Genomic DNA, 17,638 nt, shown 5'->3' on the forward strand with positions numbered 1-17,638 from the left:
GGTGATGGATAGATGGAGATACTACTAATAAAAAACACTATATGGCCTGCTATTTTAACAATAGGGGTCATTAGTTTGTTGAATTACATCATAGATAGAAAAAAACTTAGCAAAATTATTGCTATCTTTGCAAGTCTACTAGGTCTAGGCATCATGGTCTATATGATTTATACCAACAACGCCTACCTATATTTGCAGCTTTATTTATTTATGTTCTTTCTATCCATATCCCTTGTGATTCTCGCTCTAAGAAAAAGTATAGATGCATTTACCATAATAGGTATTGTCCTTATGATTGTAATGTTAATCTTGCTTTTAAGGTTTACCTTAATTGAATAATAAAAAATAAGCTCTTTGGCCTAGCCAAGAGCTTATTTTAATACTAATTATTTTCTAAGATTGTTTTCTACAGCGTCGATTATTAATTGAAGGTATCCAGCTGTATCAACAAGAGTAGCACCTGTTACTTCATCAATTGCTTCACCTGGTGTAGCAGATTCGATTACTGATTTTACTTCTTCAACTGTTTTACCAGCAACAAAGTTTTCGATTGCAGCATAGTTATCTTTCAATGCTACTGTTGATTTAGCTTTTTCTGCCATTAGGTCTGAGTACATATCGTTGTTTTCTAGTTTTGAGCCTAGAACAACATTGCTATCCTTGTATCCTTCGCCAAATCCACCTTCTGATCCAGGAACGCCTGTGCCACCGTCAAGGTATTGGTATTCGTCAATGCTTGCAGCAATGATTTTATCTCCCTCAACAGCTACAACAGCATTACCAAAGCTCTTGTCACCGTGTGGAGCGCCTAGTGCGTATCTTACTTCTACATCATCTGGATTTTCAGCATCGCCAGATGTTACAAATGTGTTATCTTTTGCAGCTTCAACAATCATTCTTACAAGATTTGGTGTTGATTTGAATGTTGCACCTGTAATTGCATCTAGAATTTGTTCATCGTCATTTTCATTTAAGAAATCTTCTAGTTCAGCAATTGTTTTTCCCTTTACAAAGTCTGTAATACCATTGTAGGTTTCAAGCAATGTAACTTCGCTACCAGCTTCTTTCATATCAGCTGAGTAAGCTTCGTTATTGTCCATTTTTGATCCAAGGATTTTGCCTTCTGCTGTACCTTCTCCAAATGCTCCGTCTGAGTTTGGTACTGCCTTGTAGTCAGAGTCAGCTTCATAGTATTGGTACTCATCTATGATTGCATCAACAATTTTGTCTCCGCTTGTTGCTACTACAACGTTTGTGAAAGCTCCGTCTACTTCTTTAGGATATGCTCTGTGAAGTACTAGGTTACCCATTTCGGCAGGTGTTTCTTCGCTAGTTTCTTCCGCATCTTCTTCACTAGCTTCTTCAGAATTTTCGTCAGCTTTTTCTTCTTCTGTAGCTTCCTCTTCTGTTGCTTCTTCTTCTACTGCTGGAGCTTCTGCTTCTGTTGTTTCTTCAGCCGACTCGTCAGTAGTTTGTTCTTCTTTAACTTCGTTTGCTGGTTTTTCCTCATTATTGTTTGCACATCCAGCAAATATTAAAGCTGTTGCTAGCATTATTGTTGCTATTGAATATTTGTTTTTCATTAACTCCTCCATTAATATTGTTACGATGCTAATTTACTATAGTACAAGATTATTTAAATTTCAAATTTTAAGAAAACTTTTCACTTTTTAGGGGTATAAGATTAAAAAGGAAATTAGGAGTATTATGCAAATTAATGTAGACAATCAGCCAGGACTTAGGTTGGCTGGAAGAGCTTATAAATTAGAAAATGCAAGTGATGCAAAAGAAGTAAGAAGAAAGTTTCTAGAAGAGTTTAAAGACCTAGATTTAAAAGACTTGGGTTCTTTTTGTGGCCTAAGACAATATAATGCCCTTGATGGAACTTTTGATTACTTCCTGGGGTTTGAAATATCTGACCCAGATTTTATCAAGGAATGGTCACTAGAAGTATATGAGATTGAAGAGTCGTTATATTTAGAAGTTCCAATTGATGGTGAAGATGGGCTAGATGAAGGCTATAGATATACTTATGAGGAATTTTTCCCAAACAAAAAGTATTTTCATTCCCTAAGCCCAGATTTGGAGTTTTTTCAATATGATGGAAAGAAAAGAGAAATTGGCAATGTAAGTTTATATATTAGCCTAATGGAAAATATCCACGCGTGAGAGTGAGTTTTATATGAAAAAAATACTAACACTTGCCCTTATTACTATATGCTTATCATCTTGCACTATGTATCCAACAAGAAGAAGTGATGAGCAAATATTTTATGGGGATAGTTTGATTGAAACAAGGGAGATACCAAAGGCAAAGAAAATAAATTCAAGTTTTATCTATAGTTACGAAGATGAACACGAGTCTGATGAATGCCTTGAGTGTCAAATTGAAGATAATTACTAAAACTGGGTATAAATAAGAGAAAGAAGATAAGGAGAATTATATGGGAAAATTAAAACTAGCTGCAGATCTAATAAAACTTAACAACAAACTAGGTCTCCTAGATGTAGGAGATATGATAGGCCTTGCAAGTACTGCTTACAAGGTAAAGACTTTTGATCCAATGGATCACATGCCAGACTTTGACTTTTTTGTAGACGAAGAGATGGAAAGGGCAGAAAGAAGAAAAACTTTACTTTTAGCAGGAGCTGCTGCAGGTACAGCTTATCTCCTATATAAAAATAGAGATGCAATATCAAATGCCTTTGAAAATAAAAAGGAAATTGCTCCAGAAATCGCTATAGATATAAAAACTAAGGGCAAAAAAGTTGTTTCCGATGTAAAGGAAAAAGGCGAAGAAATAGCTCATGAAGTAGAAGATGCAGTAGATGATACAAAAAAAGAAAGCAGAAAAGCTGTAGAATCTATTGACGTTAAAAAATCTTTCTACAACAAATAAAAAAATTATCCCGGAGATTTTCCGGGATATTTTTATATTTGGGATAAAAATCCTTCTATATCAGATTTACTTGTCCTATAAGTTGTGACAAGTCTTGCTATGGTTTTACCATCAATTTCGCCCATAGTTTCAAATTGGGCTATCTTTTGCCAATTTCTAAGTTCATCTGGGCTAAGCTTTACAAATACTTGGTTTGATTCGAATGGATAGGCTAGGTCGTAGCCTTTTTTTCTTATTCCACTGGCAAGGTCCTTTGCCATCTGGTAGGAAATCCTAGCTCCTTCCAGGTATCCATCTTCTTTAGCAAATACTGTTTCAAACATTATCCCAGGGATAAAGCTTTTAGCCATAAGCTGAGCTTTTTGCTTTTGTAGGTTTATAAAATGCTTTTTCAAATCATCGTTTACAATTACAATGGCTTCTGCATATAAGAAGCCATTTTTGGTTCCACCAAGATAAAATATATCGCAAAGGTTTGCCAAGTCTTTTAGGCTATAATCACATTTTTCGCTTACAAGAGCGTGGGCAAGCCTTGCTCCATCCATGAAAAGATATAGGTCATTTTCTTTGCAAAAATCATAGATTTCGCTAAGTTCCTTCTTTGTATAAACTTCTCCAAGCTCTGTTGTATTTGATATATAGACCTTTCTTGGCACTGTCATATATTCATTGTCATAATGAGAATATTTTTCTTCTAGGAGTTTTCTAGATAATTTACCATCTTCTGACTTTATAGTCTCTATTTTTAAACCCGTTGCCTCTATAGATCCTGCTTCGTGACCCTCTATATGGCCAGTTCTTACAGCAAGGATTGATTCTTCTTGCCTTAGACCACATGCAAGGCCTACTACATTTGCCCCTGTACCTCCAGGTATGAAGTGGATATCAAGGTCCTCATTTGCCAAGGCTTTTCTCATCAAAGCCCTAGCGTTTTCACAGTGCTTGTCAAAACCATAGCCTGTGTTGTACTCATCTTTTGCCTTTACTAGAGCATCTAGTATGTCATCTCTTCCTATATCATTATAATCATTTACAAAAAAATACATTTTATTCTCCCTTTGCTGGTTTTTTCAAAGATTCATTTATAGCTTCTTTTAACATATTAAGATAGGCATCATAGGCATCCATGACTCCATAGAAGTGTACACCATCTGTTCCAGCATAGTATTCTGGATGGTTCATAGCTTCTTTTTCCCATGGCATAATGGTTACGAACTTATATTTTGGCGCGACTTTCTCCATAGCAACTGATACCCTGTGAGGTTGTTCGTACCTATTATCATAGCAAGTTACAAATATTAATCTCTTGCCATCTGGCAGACTCTTAACAATCTCTTCTAGGCTCTTTTCTGGGTCTTCTACGGCATTGGTTCCCGTAGCAAGGACTAGTATAGACCCTAGGTTGCCGTCATTTTCCATTTGTCTTATCAAATCAGGAGTACTCTCTAGTAGCCTACTTCCTTCTGCATTGACATAAAGGCCAGTAATATTTTCTTGGAGCATTTCCCTATTGCCCAAAAGCACGCTATCGCCAATAAGTGTTATTGTTTGCTCTGCTGCAAGGCTGTCTATCCTGTCGTTATCCTTATCTATGATGTCTTGAACTTTCTTCCTATCCATGTAGATTTTATCTATGTCTTGTTTGATAGATTCTTGGAGAATTGACTTTTCAAGGCTTACCATATCATCTGAAGCATCGGATATGGTATAAGCAAGGCTAAAGCTTAGTAGGACCATAAATACAAGAGTAAAGTGGATTAAGCCCTGGTATTTATTATAGTCAATCTTTGGCATGCTGATTTTATCACTTATAGACTTGATATCTTTGCTTGCAAAAATCGGTTCAAAGATGTGATAATTAAACAAAACTAAAAGTATTGTCACAAGTATTGATAATACTAAACCCCATGTGCCGGATATTTTGCTTGAAATCATCACAAAGGCTGGCCAGTGAAATACATACATACCATAGGAATACTCACTTAGGAGTGGGATTACTTTGCCTTCATCAAGATTTTTGTTGGAATATCCTACGAGAATTAATATTCCTGTTATAATATCTGTTAGCAAAAATCCTATAAAATAAGTAGCCCTATTGTCATAGGACAAGAGTAAGGACATAAGTAGTATTAGTCCGGAAAATATCATTGTGAGCTTATTGTAAGGAAGTCTATTAAAGGAAAATCTCTTTACAAAAATTCCAAGCATAGATCCAAATACAAAAGACCCCATCCTTGCTAGGTCAAAGAAGTAGACAAAGGATATATTTTCCTTCCTAAGTGCAACTAATAAAAATGTCAAAATATAGGCATATACATATAAAATGATGCAAATTTCCATAAACTTTTTGGAAAAACTACGTTTTAAATTCCTTTTTTCTTTGACTTTTTTATAGATACTTGCCAGAATCCATGGCCAAATTATATAAAAATGAACCTCGATAGCTAGAGACCAAGTATGCATAAATAGCTGTTTGATAAATTGATTCTCATAAGAGCCACCACGCATTATTTCAAAAAAATTGTAGTTGTAAGAAAAGGCAGCCAAAAACTGGTCGAAAAATCTTACTGTATAGTCCTTATCAATAGCAAAAGCAAATATTGTAGTAAGACTTAGCATCAAAAGAACCGCTGGGAAAATCCTTACAAATCTTTTGAAATAAAAGTTTTTAAAATCAATAGACCCATCTTTGTAGAGGGAATCAATCAAATGAAAACTTATCAAAAAACCAGAAAGAACAAAGAGCATATTTACTCCAAGAAAGCCTCCTGGCAGAGCATTTGGGAAAAAGTGATAGGATAAAACTAAAAATATCCCCAAAAACCTAATATAATCTAGACCCTTAATTTTCATTTTTCATATCCTTATTCTTAAAAGTATCGCCATCTTTGATAAATGTTTCGCCAGAATTAAGGTTGATTTCAATCTTGGAATTCCCCTTATCTTTGGAGAAATCAGCCTTGTAGGTAAAATCATCTCCAGCAAAGCTTCCAGATCCATCAAATCTTCCATCTTTAAAAGAACCTTGGTAAGTCCCCTTTTCGGATTTGAGTACGCCTTCGCCATTAAACTTATCATCGACCATAGGCCCAGTGTAATAAGTGCCTTTGTCAATTTTGTAAGCTTCTACTTTCTTAGCTTTTGGCCTTGCAAAAATATATATAACTGATATTAGCATTATCAAAGCTAAGGATATAGCCATATATGAAAGAAATTTTTTGTTTTCCATATTATATCTCCTCATACTATATTATGGGTATATTATATCAAAGAAATGAGGGATTTTATGAAATATTTTTATAAAGACATAAAAAAAGAAAATAATATTAGATTAAGAGGTGTTTTAAACACTGGAGATGACTTTGATCAGTCCAAAACTTATCCAACGGTTATATACTTCCACGGCTTTGCAGATGATAGAAATGGCTTGCAATTTATGAATATACAAAACTCCAAATTTTTGACTGCCAATGGCTATATAGTATTTCGCTTTGATTTTTCTGGCTGTGGGGAATCTGATGGAAGCTTTTTTGATATCAACCTATCCCGTGAAGTAGAAGAAGCAAGGCTTATCCATGACTTTGTTATAAATGAGCCTTATGTAGATAAGGAAAATCTTTTTTGGAAGGGCCACTCTATGGGTGGATCGGTTGCAGTAGCAATAGCCCACGAGAAGAAACCAAAAGCACTTTCCTTATTCTCACCAGCAGCTGATTTTAGTGGAGAAGAGAACTCTTTAATGAAATCACTAAAAGAAGCCTTTAGGTCATACTATGTCAAAAAAGAAGGGGACGATGTAGGAGGGCTAAAAATCAGCGATGAATTTATAAAAGATGTAACAAGCTATAACCTCTACGCTTTGGCTCAAAAATACCAAGGCCCAACTCAAATAATCAGGGGAGATGAAGATAAGATAATATCAAAAGAATCAAACGAAAAGCTTTGCAAATCATTTGAAAACTGCATGTACAAAGAAATTAAAGGCACAGACCATACATTTTCAGATTTTGATCAAAGATTAGAATCTTTTCAATTGATGTTTGATTTTTTTGAAAAATATAGAAGCTAAGAGGACTGAAATCAGTCCTTTTTTTCTGTGAATATATAGTGGAAATATTTTTTAAAAAGAAATATTTAGCTAAAAGTACTTTGAGAGATCCGTAGACCTTGGCCTTGTGGATGACAGGGATAGATATCTGTTCTCTTGAGGATTGCAGGGATATGAAAGTTAAAAGGTTATTAGCCATAAACAGCATAATATTTACAAACAACTGTAATTGTGATGGACCAAAAGTCGTCCGATAGATCTAGGACCAACAAGGGAATAAAATTTTAAATTATGATATTGATTATCATTACTTTATATGGTATACTTTAAATGCAGTTAAAAAGACCTCGGAATTTTAATTATATTTTAATAAATTATAAAAATTATTGTTTTATATAGAAAAGGAGTACTTATGCCTGTTACATTGTTTAGTGAAGGTGACTCAGTGAGAGTAACCATGATTAAGGGCAATGATCAAATTAGAAAGCATTTATCAAATTTAGGAATAGTAAAGGGCAAGGAAATGACCCTACAAAGATTTGATGGTGTTAATTATATTTTCTTAATAGAGGGAAACAAAATTGCTCTAGCAAAGGATATTGCTAAAAGAATAATTGTTGAGGAGGTTGTTGGATGAAATCTTTAAGAGATGCCAATGTAGGAGAAAATCTTAAAGTTGCTAAAATAAAGGGAGATGGTCCTACAAAAAGAAGAATAATGGATATGGGCATTACTAAAAATACTGATCTTTTTGTAAGAAAGGTTGCTCCATTAGGAGATCCCGTACAAATAAGTCTAAGGGGGTATGAACTTACTATTAGAAAACATGATGCCGAAAATATAATAGTGGAGGAATTATGAGTTATACAGTAGCCCTAGCGGGCAATCCAAATTCTGGTAAGACTACTTTGTTTAACGCTCTTACTGGATCAAATCAAAGAGTTGGAAACTGGCCTGGTGTTACAGTTGACAAAAAAGAAGGGAATCTAAAAAGTCACAAAGATATAGTTATCCAAGATTTGCCAGGAATTTATTCTCTATCTCCATATACATTAGAGGAAAAAGTAGCACGTGAATATTTGGTCGATGAAAGGCCAGATTTAATTGTTAACCTAGTTGACGGGTCAAATCTTATCAGGAATTTATACTTAACAAGCCAATTTATAGAACTTGGTATCCCAACAATACTTGCCTTAAATATGATGGATATTGTAAAGCAAAGAGGGGATAAGATTGATAAGGCTGCTTTATCTGAACTATTGGGCTGCCCAGTAATAGAAATCGTGGCAAATAAAGAAAAGGGAATTGATAAGCTAATTAGTGAAATTGAAAAAGCTAACAGCAATCAAACTTATCCAAAAGCTTTAGAATATTCTTATGATTTGGAGAATAAGCTAGCAGATATTAGAAATATTATAGACTCATATGTTGATGAAGATTTAAGAAGATTTTATACCATTAAAGCCTTTGAAAATGACGAGCAAATGGTAGAGAAAATAGGAATTAGTAATGATGATCTTAAGAAAATAGACGATATTAGATCTGCTTGCGAAGAATTTTATGACGATGACGCTGAATCTATTATAACTGGTGAAAGATATGAAAGATTGGAAGTGCTTGGTGGTAGAATATTAAAAAAAGCTGCTCCGAAGCTATCTACAACTGATAAGATAGATAATATTGTTACATCAAGAATCTTGGGTATACCAATATTTGCCCTTGTCATGTTCTTGGTTTATTCCCTTGCAGTTTACGAACATTCACCTGGAACTATGGCAACGGAAGCTGTAAATGGATTTTTTGATGATACATTGATTCCAGGAGCTCAAGCAGCTTTAGAAAGTGCAAGTATAAATGAAGTACTTGTTGGACTTGTAACAGATGGTATCTTAGCTGGTGTAGGAGCAGTACTTGGATTTTTACCACAAATGATGGTTATGTTTGCTCTTCTTTCTATCCTTGAAGATATAGGATATATGTCGAGAGTTGCCTTTATCATGGATAGATTATTTAGACGTTTTGGCCTATCAGGAAAATCATTTATTCCAGCTATGATTTCGACAGGTTGTGGAGTTCCTGGTATCCAAGCTTCTAGAACTATAGAAAATGACAGAGATAGAAGGATTACAATAATGACTACATCATTTATGCCGTGCTCTGCAAAACTTCCTGTAATAGCCCTAATAGCAGGGGCATTTTTCCCAAGCAATAAGGCTCTTATTACCTTTAGTTTTTATTTTATAGGAATAGCGGCTATTGTAATGTCAGGTGTTATATTAAAGAAATTTAAGAAATTTGCTTCTGATCCTGCTCCTTTTATTATGGAGTTGCCTCCATACCATGCACCAAGGCTAAAATCTGTTTTGCAAGATGTATGGAATAAGTCAAAAGCTTATGCAAGACGTGCTGGCACAATAATCTTACTTTCATCCATAGTAATTTGGTTTTTGACAAACTTTGACTTTAGATTAAATCTAATTGAAGAAGATGGGGCAAATTCGATTATGGGAGTTATAGGCTCAGCTATAGGCTTTATATTTAAGCCATTGGGATTTGGCACATGGCAATCAATGGTCGCAACAATTTCTGGCTTTGTTGCCAAAGAAAATGTAGTAAATACCATGGGTATAGTTTTGGGTCTAGGCGCTGATATTACAGAAGAAAGTCCGGAACTACTAGCAGCCTTTAATGCAGCTATAGGTACACCAATAGCTGGTTACTCATTCTTGCTATTTAATATGCTATGCATGCCTTGCTTTGCAGCAGTTGGAGCTATAAAAACAGAAATGGGTGATAATAAATGGACTTGGTTAACAGTAGGTTACCAAATGGGATTTGCATATGCAATTAGTTTTATTTTCTATCAACTTTCAAGGTTGATAGCTTATGGAACATTTACTCTATCAACAATAATAGCATTTATAGTACTAGTTGCTTTACTATACTTATTGTTTAGACCTCATAAGGCTATTGCAGATAACAATACTTATAAAGCAAGTATGGCCCACTAAATAAATAGGAGGTAAATATGAACCTACAATCATGGATTCTTTTAATTATAATTTTTATAGTGTGTGCATATATTGTATATACTAGATTTATAAAAAATGACGCAAATGAAGGCTGCAAGGATTGTCCAGGTCACAATCCAAAAAAAGGATTCAATAAAAATAAATTCTAAGAAATAGTTTATACTAATATTTGAACTGTAATAATTTTTTGAAAGTCTTTGGATAAACTGGAGGCTTTCAAAAAATTTTACACAACCGTTGATAATGATTATCGTTATACGATACATTATAAAAAAAATACTTATAAAAGGAGAAGTAATATGTCAAAAGTAGCAATAATATATTGGTCTGGTACAGGTAATACAGAAAAGATGGCAGAAGCTATATTTACCAGATTAAAAGAAAAAGAAGTTGATGCAGATTTGATTCAAGCAGGTGCTTTCACAAGTGCTGATATAGATAAGTACAATGCCTTTGCCTTTGGCTGTCCAGCTATGGGCAATGAAGAGCTAGAAGAAGGCGAATTTGAACCGATGTTTGAATCAGTAGAAGATAGTTTAGCTAACAAAGCTACTGTTATCTTTGGTTCATATGAATGGAATGATGGTCAGTGGATGATAGATTGGCAAGAAAGATGTGAAGAACATGATATAAACTTAGCAGCTAATGGCCTAACCGCTTACGGAGAGCCTGGTGAAGAGGATATTAACGCTTGCTATGATTTGGCTGACAGTTTAATCGCTATGCTATAGATATGGGTGATGAATTATTAGCCCTATACTGTAGCCCGGTTTTTGAAAGAATCAAACCATCTAATTTATTTTCCTTATCAAATTATAAATATGACGTTGATAGTTTGATAAGGATATGGAATAAGGATTTCAACAAATATGGCATATATTTTAAGATTTTATCCACTAGAGCAAGAACGTCGTCCATATTTTGCTTTAGAGAAGATCTACTAAAAAAATATATTAACACTAATGAGACTAAATGTTTCTTAAAATCTTGTGGATATGATACTAATAGCATTGATATTTGTACAGATTGCCTTAAAGATAGGTTATGCCAAAAGGATTTTCCTCATGAAATTGGATTATTACTTGGTTATCCCTATGAAGATGTGATGGGATTTATAGAAAACCAGGGCAAAAATTATCTTTGCAGTGGTTACTGGAAAGTTTATAAAGATAAAGATGAAAAATGTAAGACTTTTACTTTGTATAACAAAGCAAGGATGGAATATCTTTGTGCAATAAGAGAGAGTACAAAGATACTAGAACTAGTTGAAAAAAATACTAAATAAAAATTAAATTCCTATCAAATTCATGCAAAGTCTCCTAAAGAAAATAAGCTTGGTAGGAATATACCTATATTTATAAAAGTTATTACAATATAAAAATAGCAAGTAGAATGGTAATGCATTCATTCTAACTTGCTATTTTTAATTTATTAAAGTCCTTATTATCTTTCTAAAACAAAGGGCTTGCCTATTTGTAAGGCGTGATAGTATATTTTTGCTGCATCTTCTACGTATTCGGCTGCTATATAGGCTTCTTCTAAGCTTTTACCACAAGAAACTTCACCGTGATTTGCAAGTAGGCAAGAGTTGGCCTCATCTAGATATGGGATTATAGCTTGACCTAAGTTTTTGCTTCCTGCTGGTGCAAATGGTGCAACCTTTATCTCTCCACCTAGAAATGGCTTCATTTCAATTAAAATTAGAGGGATATCGACTCTTGCTACCGCAAAAGCTGTTGCTATTGTTGAATGGGTATGAACTATGGCCTTGTATTTGTCATAGGCTTCATATATTGCTATGTGCATTTGCCATTCGCTTGAAGGTCTTTGGTTTGGGTCATAAGCTTTACCATCTTTGTGGATTCTCACTATATCCTTTTCACTTATTTTGTCATAGGCCATTGATGATGGTGTGATGTAGTAGCTATCGTCATTTTCTTTTATGCTGATATTACCACTAGTTCCTGCTACAAGACCTGATTTGTACATTTTAAGTCCATAATCTACTAGCTTTTTTCTATAATCCATACAAACTCCTTTATATGATATAATCCTCTAATTCTAAATTTTTACAAATTTTTATTGACTTGATTTTTGACTTTGCTATAATCGAAGTGAGTTTAGATAAAAGAAATTGGAGGGAATAGTTTGTTAAAAAAGAAAGAATTTGATACTTATAAAATTGCATCAGATTATATTAAAACAAAAATAGGCGGAGATGTTGATATTGGAATTATTCTAGGGACAGGCCTTGGTAAACTACTGGATGATATGAAAGAAAAAATCGAAATACCTTACGAAGATATACCAGGATTTTTGCTTACAACTAACAAATCTCATCCTGGCAAATTTATTTATGGTAGGATTGCTGATAAGCATGTACTTTGCATGGCTGGACGCTTTCACTACTATGAGGGCTATGATCACGATGAATTAGCTATGCCTGTATATGTTATGAAACTATTGGGAGTGAAAACTTTAATCCTTACCAATGCAGCTGGAGCTATCAATTGGAACATAGAGCCAGGAGACATAGTTGTAATCACTGACCATATAAATTTTGCAGGCCTTTCACCAACTAGAGGCAACAATCTAGAAGAATTTGGCCAGAGATTTTTCCCTCTTGATAATCTCTATGACAAAAAACTTAGAGACCTTGCAAAGGCATCTGCCATAGAAGAAGGTTTTAGTTTAAAAGAAGGAGTATATTTTTATGCTGTCGGCCCGTTTTTTGAGACTCCTGCAGAAATTCGCGCAATGAGATCTCTTGGAGCTGACATGGTTGGAATGTCCACCATATCAGAATCGATTACTGCAGGGCATTGTGGCATCAAGGTACTTTGCCTATCTCTAGCGACAAATTACTCTACGGATAGGGCAAAAAATATGGATGGAAGCGAAGTAGAAGATGTAGCAAATAAATCTAGTCATAGATTTAGAAAACTTATTTTAAATATATTAAGGAAGTTAGATTAATGAAAAGAATGGATCATGACTTGCCATTCATGCTTAGATATGAAAATGTAGCTTGGTATGAAGATGGTTTGGTAAGAATATTAGACAGACGTATATATCCAAAAGAAGTAGAATTTGTAGAATGTAGGTCCTACAAGGAAGTTGTACAGGCAATTAAGGATATGGTGACCCAATCAGCAGGTCCTTATACAGCTGCAGGCATGGCTATGGCCCTAGCTTGCCACGAAGCAAGGGATTTGGAAGTAAAGGATAAGCTTATATTTTTAGAAAAGGCAGCAAAAGAGATTGCAAATGCTAGACCAACTACAGCAAATCGAATGGCAAAAGTTACTTCTGATAGCCTAGAAGTTGCAAAAAATGCCATAGAAAATGGTGAAGATCCAGCTAAAGCAGTAAAAAATAATACCGTAGCTTCCCTAAATCGTAGGTATGGCACAGTAGAAAAAATTGGCTACAATCTTTGCAAACTAATTCCAGATAATTCAAAGGTTCTAACCCAATGTTTTGGGGAAACTATAGTCGGAATGATGACTAGAATTTTGCTAGAAGAAGGCAAAAATGTGGAGTTTTACTGCTGCGAAACTCGCCCTTATTACCAAGGAGCAAGACTTACAGCAACTTGTATTTCAGAAATGGGTTTTAAAACTACAGTTATAACAGATAACCAAGTTGCCTATCTAATGGAAAATGTAGGCATAGATTTATTTACATGTGCAGCTGATAGTGTATGCTGTGATGGTCACGTGGCAAATAAGATTGGAACTTATCAGATAGCTATAGTGTGTGATTATTTCGGCATTCCAACTTATATCACAGATGTGCCAGATTATGAGAAGAAATCAAAAGAAGATATAGAGATAGAAATGCGTGATCCAAAGCTAATGCTAGAAGGAAGAACAGCTAAAGCGGTAAATGGATTTTATCCGTCATTTGATATAACGCCACCTCATCTTATTACTGGGATTGTAACAGATAAATCTATCTATAAACCAGAGGAACTTTACACTTATTTTGATGGGGAAGTAAATAGGTTTTATTAATGAAGAGTTTGTTGCAATATATATCGTTATATGGTTAAGGCATGCTCTAAGAAAGTAATCACCAGCTCGTGGAGGAATTAAGCTTGTTGGCTTACAAAAACTTTCTTAGAACGTGCTAGAATGATTCGGAAACGATTTATCTATTTTGCAACAATCCCTTCTATTTTTTTGCCTTTTATGGGAGCTAGTATCCTATTAACTAATGATAACTTGAATTATCATAATCCATGGTTATAATAATATGTAAAGTAAGGCACAAAGAATTTATGTTTATTTTAATAAACATATTTATATAAAAGGAGAATGTATGACAATTAAAAATAATTCCAAAGAATTAATAGGAAATACACCGTTACTAAAACTAAGCTCTCTTGAGAAAGAGGGAAGGGCAGACATTTATGTTAAGGTAGAAAAAAATAACCTTGCAGGATCTATCAAAGATAGGATTGCCCTATATATGATCGAAGAAGCAGAAAAAGCAGGCAAGATCAAGCCAGGTGACACAATAGTAGAACCAACAAGTGGTAACACTGGTGTAGCCCTAGCAGCTCTAGCTGCAGCAAAAGGCTACAAGCTTATACTAACTATGCCAGCATCAATGAGTAAGGAACGTGAACAATTGGCTAAAGCCTATGGTGCAGAAGTAATCAGAACCACAGAAAATGCTCTCCAAGGTTCAGTAGATAAGGCCAAAGAATTAGCAGAAAAAGAAGGATACTTCTTCCCAGACCAATTTTCAAATCCAGCCAATGTAAAGGCTCACTATGAAACAACTGGCCCAGAAATCCTAGCAGAAATCACCCCAGATGCATTTATTGCAGGAGTTGGTACAGGTGGAACAGTAACAGGTGTTGGAAAAAGATTAAAAGAAAAAGATTCTAATATCAAAGTTTACGCTATCCAACCAGCGGAAAGTCCACTCTTATCAGGAGGAAAAGCAGCAGGCCACAAAATCCAAGGTATAGGTGGTAACTTCATCCCTAAAAACCTAGACTTTGATGTAGTTGATGACATAGTAAGTGTAGCAAGTGACGATGCTATCAAAATGAGTAGGCAACTTGCAAAAGATGAAGCTCTAGCAGTAGGTATATCATCAGGAGCCAATGTATGTGGAGCAATAGAAATTGCCGACAAACTTGGCGAAGGAAAAGCTGTAGTAACAGTACTTCCAGATACTGGCGAAAGATACCTATCTACAGAATTGTATCCAATAAATGATTAGTTACGAAGATTACAAAGAGGAACTTTTAATTTCGGCCCTAGAAAAAGATCCTGCTTTGAGAAGTAAAGAAGAAGCCGTACTCTATTCCCCTGGAGTAAAGGCTCTATTGTCCCACTACAGGGCCCACGAACTTTGGGAAAAGGGGAAATTTTATGAAGCCAATGAGTTAGCCTTCAAATCTAGGATGGAAACAGGAATCGAGATTCATCCTGGAGCAAGTATTGGCAGAAGATGCTATATAGACCATGGAGTGGGCGTAGTCATAGGAGAAACAGCAGAAGTAGGCGACGATTGCCTTATGTATCATGGTGTAACCCTTGGTGCTGTTGCAAACAAAAAGGGCAAGAGACACCCTAGTGTAGGAAACAATGTAATGTTAGGAGCAGGTGCAGTAATCCTAGGTGATATCAAAGTAGGAGATAATGTCAAAATAGGCGCCAACGCTGTAGTTTTAGAAGATATACCAGAAAATTCAACAGCAGTAGGGGCTCCAGCAAGAATTATAAAAAGATAGAGTACGAATTAATTATACTTCCAGGCTAAATTGGCTTGGAAGTTTTTTCGTTATGTGTAATAATTTAATTGATAGTAAAAATTTGGATATTTAATTATAATATGTACTTACATTATTTTCTAATATGAGATTATTGCAAGTGCTAGATATAGGAAGTTTGGGTTTAGAAGTGAAAATAGCGATGATTGAAGACGACGGCACAATAGCATTTGCTGTAAGAACTTACTTAAAAAAATATGATATTGACACCAAAGCCTATAATGATTTGGCTAGTTCGGAAAACATTAAATTTGATGATTTTGACTTAATCTTACTCGATGCTAATCTCCCAGATGGATCGGGTTTTGATTTTTTGAAATGGCTTAGAGAATTTTCTGACATACCAGTTATTATGCTTACTGTAAAAGATGAAGATAAATATGTAGTAAAGGGTCTTTCAGAAGGTGCAGATGATTATATAACAAAGCCTTTTTCTCTAGAGGTTCTAAAAGCAAGAATAGATAATGTATTTAATAGAAAAATAAAAAAAGTTGACAAAATCGTGTTTGAAGATTTGAATTTGAATCTTACATCAAAACAAGCATTAATTAAAGGAATTGATTTAGAACTAAATTTGAAAGAATTTGTTGTTTTGGAATTACTTTTGGAAAATCAAGATATCAATTTGTTAAGACAAAGGATTCTTGACTATGTATGGGGATATGATTTTTATGAAGTAAATGATAATACACTATCTGTAACTATAAAAAGGTTGAGAAATAAACTTGGGAAATATGGAAATCATATTAAAACGGTAAGGGGAATAGGTTATAGGTGGGATAATGAATCCAATTGATAAACATAAAAATATTATAAGTATCATAAGTATAAATTTATTATTATCCTTATTAGTCGTATATCTTAGTCCTAGATTTGATATCCTTACACTTTTAGGATTTTTGTTGATAAATATTATTTTATTTGCACTTTATATAAATGATAGTAGGCAAAAGAGAAAATTGATAGAAGAAAAAATAGATGATTTGTTTACTTTGTTACATTCAAAGGATATAGATTCTAGCAATTATGAACTTATAGATGATGAATTTGCTAAATTAAGAGATGAGATAATAAAGATTATTATTGAAAATAATAGGATAGCTGATAATGCAGAAAAAAACAAAGATATTTTAAGAGAATATACTGAAGATATAGCCCATCAGATAAAAACTCCCTTGACTGGATCTTTATTGTTAATTGATTTATTGGAAGAAGATTGCGATGAAATTTCAAAAGAATATATAACTAGACTTAAGGAAAATTTGCTTAGACTTCGTAATTTATCAGATGTTTTATTAAAGCTTGCAGCCCTTGATTCAGCAACGATTGAAATGTCAAAAGACAGGATTTGTGCAAGAGACTTAGTTTATGAAGTAATAGTTAATATCAAAGATTATTTTATTAAAGAAAATATAGATATACCAATAAATGGTGAAGATTTCTTTCTAGTATGTGATAAAAAGTGGACCTATGAAGCAGTGTTTAATATTGTCAAAAATGCTATAGAAGCATCAAAAAATAAGAATGTTAAAATTTACTTTAAAGAGACAAATTTATATAAAAGCATCTTTGTAGAAGATTCTTCTCCTGGAATGGATAAAAAAATGCTAGAAAAAGTTCTTAAACGTTTCTATAAGGCAAATCCTAAATCTAAAGGATATGGCATTGGACTTCCTATGGCAAAATCAGTAATGGAAAGACAAAATGGAGAACTTTTATATCACAAAGGGAAAAAATCAAATGCCTTTGAACTGAGATTTTATAATTAAATTCTAAGACTGTGTCTAAAAATAAGACATGGTCTTTTTTTCTTGTCACTTTCCAGTCACTTAAGTCGATTATTATATAAAAAAGCAAAGGAGTATAC

The 17,638-nt window shown here is 34.1% G+C and carries 22 protein-coding genes; 17 read left to right on the forward strand and 5 right to left on the reverse strand.

All coding sequences use genetic code 11. The features are described 5' to 3' along the window. The first annotated feature begins 12 nt into the window (after positions 1 to 12). Positions 13 to 339 (forward strand): hypothetical protein, encoded by a 327-nt coding sequence (locus BN38_RS07975; RefSeq protein WP_044566674.1) that lies wholly within the window; start codon positions 13 to 15, stop codon positions 337 to 339. A 47-nt stretch (positions 340 to 386) separates the two neighbouring features. Here BN38_RS07975 and BN38_RS07980 read toward each other — a convergent pair whose 3' ends face one another. Continuing rightward, positions 387 to 1,583, reverse strand: coding sequence for a hypothetical protein (locus tag BN38_RS07980; protein WP_044566675.1), 1,197 nt, complete (start codon positions 1,581 to 1,583; stop codon positions 387 to 389). 124 nt (positions 1,584 to 1,707) lie between these two features. Here BN38_RS07980 and BN38_RS07985 point away from each other — a divergent pair, with 124 nt between their 5' ends. Genes BN38_RS07985 through BN38_RS07995 form a run of 3 tightly spaced genes read left to right on the forward strand, consistent with a single transcriptional unit; the run spans position 1,708 to position 2,900 of the window. Then, positions 1,708 to 2,169 carry a GyrI-like domain-containing protein gene (locus BN38_RS07985; protein ID WP_044566676.1) on the forward strand — a complete coding sequence of 154 codons (462 nt, stop codon included), beginning with the start codon at positions 1,708 to 1,710 and terminating at the stop codon, positions 2,167 to 2,169. 13 nt (positions 2,170 to 2,182) lie between these two features. After that, positions 2,183 to 2,404: a hypothetical protein gene (locus BN38_RS07990; RefSeq protein ID WP_044566679.1), complete on the forward strand. Its 222-nt coding sequence runs from the start codon at positions 2,183 to 2,185 to the stop codon at positions 2,402 to 2,404. A 40-nt stretch (positions 2,405 to 2,444) separates the two neighbouring features. Continuing rightward, entirely contained in the window at positions 2,445 to 2,900 is a 456-nt protein-coding gene (locus BN38_RS07995) for a hypothetical protein (RefSeq protein WP_044566682.1), read from the forward strand. Between the two features lie 32 nt (positions 2,901 to 2,932). Here BN38_RS07995 and BN38_RS08000 read toward each other — a convergent pair whose 3' ends face one another. Genes BN38_RS08000 through BN38_RS08010 form a run of 3 tightly spaced genes read right to left on the reverse strand, consistent with a single transcriptional unit; the run spans position 2,933 to position 6,129 of the window. Next, entirely contained in the window at positions 2,933 to 3,946 is a 1,014-nt protein-coding gene (locus BN38_RS08000) for a threonine aldolase family protein (protein ID WP_044566686.1), read from the reverse strand. Between the two features lies 1 nt (position 3,947). Beyond that, positions 3,948 to 5,753, reverse strand: a complete 1,806-nt coding sequence (locus tag BN38_RS08005; protein ID WP_044566687.1) for an acyltransferase family protein — start codon at positions 5,751 to 5,753, stop codon at positions 3,948 to 3,950. Then, the gene (locus BN38_RS08010; RefSeq protein ID WP_044566690.1) at positions 5,743 to 6,129 is read right to left on the reverse strand and encodes an MORN repeat-containing protein; all 387 of its coding nucleotides are present in this window, start codon (positions 6,127 to 6,129) and stop codon (positions 5,743 to 5,745) included. The genes BN38_RS08005 and BN38_RS08010 overlap by 11 nt, the downstream gene beginning before the upstream one ends. Before the next feature lie 57 nt (positions 6,130 to 6,186). On the opposite strand from BN38_RS08010, the gene BN38_RS08015 reads away from it, so the two are divergent. The 7 genes from BN38_RS08015 to BN38_RS08040 all read left to right on the forward strand — a co-directional run bounded on the left by BN38_RS08015 (position 6,187) and on the right by BN38_RS08040 (position 11,265). After that, positions 6,187 to 6,969: an alpha/beta hydrolase family protein gene (locus BN38_RS08015; protein WP_044566692.1), complete on the forward strand. Its 783-nt coding sequence runs from the start codon at positions 6,187 to 6,189 to the stop codon at positions 6,967 to 6,969. 391 nt (positions 6,970 to 7,360) lie between these two features. Beyond that, a complete protein-coding gene (locus tag BN38_RS08020) occupies positions 7,361 to 7,585 on the forward strand; it encodes a FeoA family protein (protein WP_044566695.1) in 225 nt (74 codons plus the stop codon). After that, on the forward strand, positions 7,582 to 7,809 hold the full coding sequence (locus tag BN38_RS08025) for a FeoA family protein (RefSeq protein WP_044566698.1): 228 nt from the start codon (positions 7,582 to 7,584) through the stop codon (positions 7,807 to 7,809). Before BN38_RS08020 ends, BN38_RS08025 begins: the two co-directional genes overlap by 4 nt. Continuing rightward, positions 7,806 to 9,959, forward strand: a complete 2,154-nt coding sequence (feoB, locus tag BN38_RS08030; RefSeq protein ID WP_044566700.1) for a ferrous iron transport protein B — start codon at positions 7,806 to 7,808, stop codon at positions 9,957 to 9,959. The genes BN38_RS08025 and feoB overlap by 4 nt, the downstream gene beginning before the upstream one ends. A gap of 17 nt (positions 9,960 to 9,976) precedes the next feature. Beyond that, positions 9,977 to 10,129: a FeoB-associated Cys-rich membrane protein gene (locus BN38_RS11130; RefSeq protein ID WP_154649925.1), complete on the forward strand. Its 153-nt coding sequence runs from the start codon at positions 9,977 to 9,979 to the stop codon at positions 10,127 to 10,129. Between the two features lie 150 nt (positions 10,130 to 10,279). After that, complete coding sequence (locus BN38_RS08035; protein WP_044566703.1) at positions 10,280 to 10,711, forward strand: flavodoxin; 432 nt, start codon at positions 10,280 to 10,282, stop codon at positions 10,709 to 10,711. A gap of 2 nt (positions 10,712 to 10,713) precedes the next feature. Then, positions 10,714 to 11,265: a DUF3793 family protein gene (locus BN38_RS08040; protein ID WP_049944476.1), complete on the forward strand. Its 552-nt coding sequence runs from the start codon at positions 10,714 to 10,716 to the stop codon at positions 11,263 to 11,265. Positions 11,266 to 11,423: 158 nt separating this feature from the next. Here the strand turns inward: BN38_RS08040 and BN38_RS08045 are convergent, their stop codons facing one another. Continuing rightward, the gene (locus BN38_RS08045) at positions 11,424 to 12,008 is read right to left on the reverse strand and encodes a class II aldolase/adducin family protein (protein ID WP_044566706.1); all 585 of its coding nucleotides are present in this window, start codon (positions 12,006 to 12,008) and stop codon (positions 11,424 to 11,426) included. Positions 12,009 to 12,128: 120 nt separating this feature from the next. On the opposite strand from BN38_RS08045, the gene BN38_RS08050 reads away from it, so the two are divergent. The 6 genes from BN38_RS08050 (at position 12,129) to BN38_RS08075 (ending at position 17,540) form a co-directional block, all read left to right on the forward strand. After that, entirely contained in the window at positions 12,129 to 12,956 is an 828-nt protein-coding gene (locus tag BN38_RS08050; protein WP_044566708.1) for a purine-nucleoside phosphorylase, read from the forward strand. Beyond that, positions 12,956 to 13,996, forward strand: a complete 1,041-nt coding sequence (locus BN38_RS08055; protein WP_044566710.1) for a s-methyl-5-thioribose-1-phosphate isomerase — start codon at positions 12,956 to 12,958, stop codon at positions 13,994 to 13,996. Before BN38_RS08050 ends, BN38_RS08055 begins: the two co-directional genes overlap by 1 nt. 307 nt (positions 13,997 to 14,303) lie before the next feature. Then, positions 14,304 to 15,218, forward strand: a complete 915-nt coding sequence (gene cysK / locus BN38_RS08060) for a cysteine synthase A (protein WP_044566712.1) — start codon at positions 14,304 to 14,306, stop codon at positions 15,216 to 15,218. Then, positions 15,211 to 15,732: a serine O-acetyltransferase EpsC gene (epsC, locus tag BN38_RS08065; protein WP_195890895.1), complete on the forward strand. Its 522-nt coding sequence runs from the start codon at positions 15,211 to 15,213 to the stop codon at positions 15,730 to 15,732. The genes cysK and epsC overlap by 8 nt, the downstream gene beginning before the upstream one ends. Before the next feature lie 169 nt (positions 15,733 to 15,901). Then, positions 15,902 to 16,567: a response regulator transcription factor gene (locus tag BN38_RS08070; RefSeq protein WP_044566871.1), complete on the forward strand. Its 666-nt coding sequence runs from the start codon at positions 15,902 to 15,904 to the stop codon at positions 16,565 to 16,567. Continuing rightward, positions 16,563 to 17,540: a sensor histidine kinase gene (locus BN38_RS08075; RefSeq protein WP_044566873.1), complete on the forward strand. Its 978-nt coding sequence runs from the start codon at positions 16,563 to 16,565 to the stop codon at positions 17,538 to 17,540. The genes BN38_RS08070 and BN38_RS08075 overlap by 5 nt, the downstream gene beginning before the upstream one ends. The last annotated feature ends 98 nt before the right edge of the window (positions 17,541 to 17,638 follow it).

It is taken from the genome of Anaerococcus provencensis (assembly GCF_000312365.2).
GTDB classification, from domain to species: Bacteria; Bacillota; Clostridia; order Tissierellales; family Peptoniphilaceae; genus Anaerococcus; species Anaerococcus provencensis.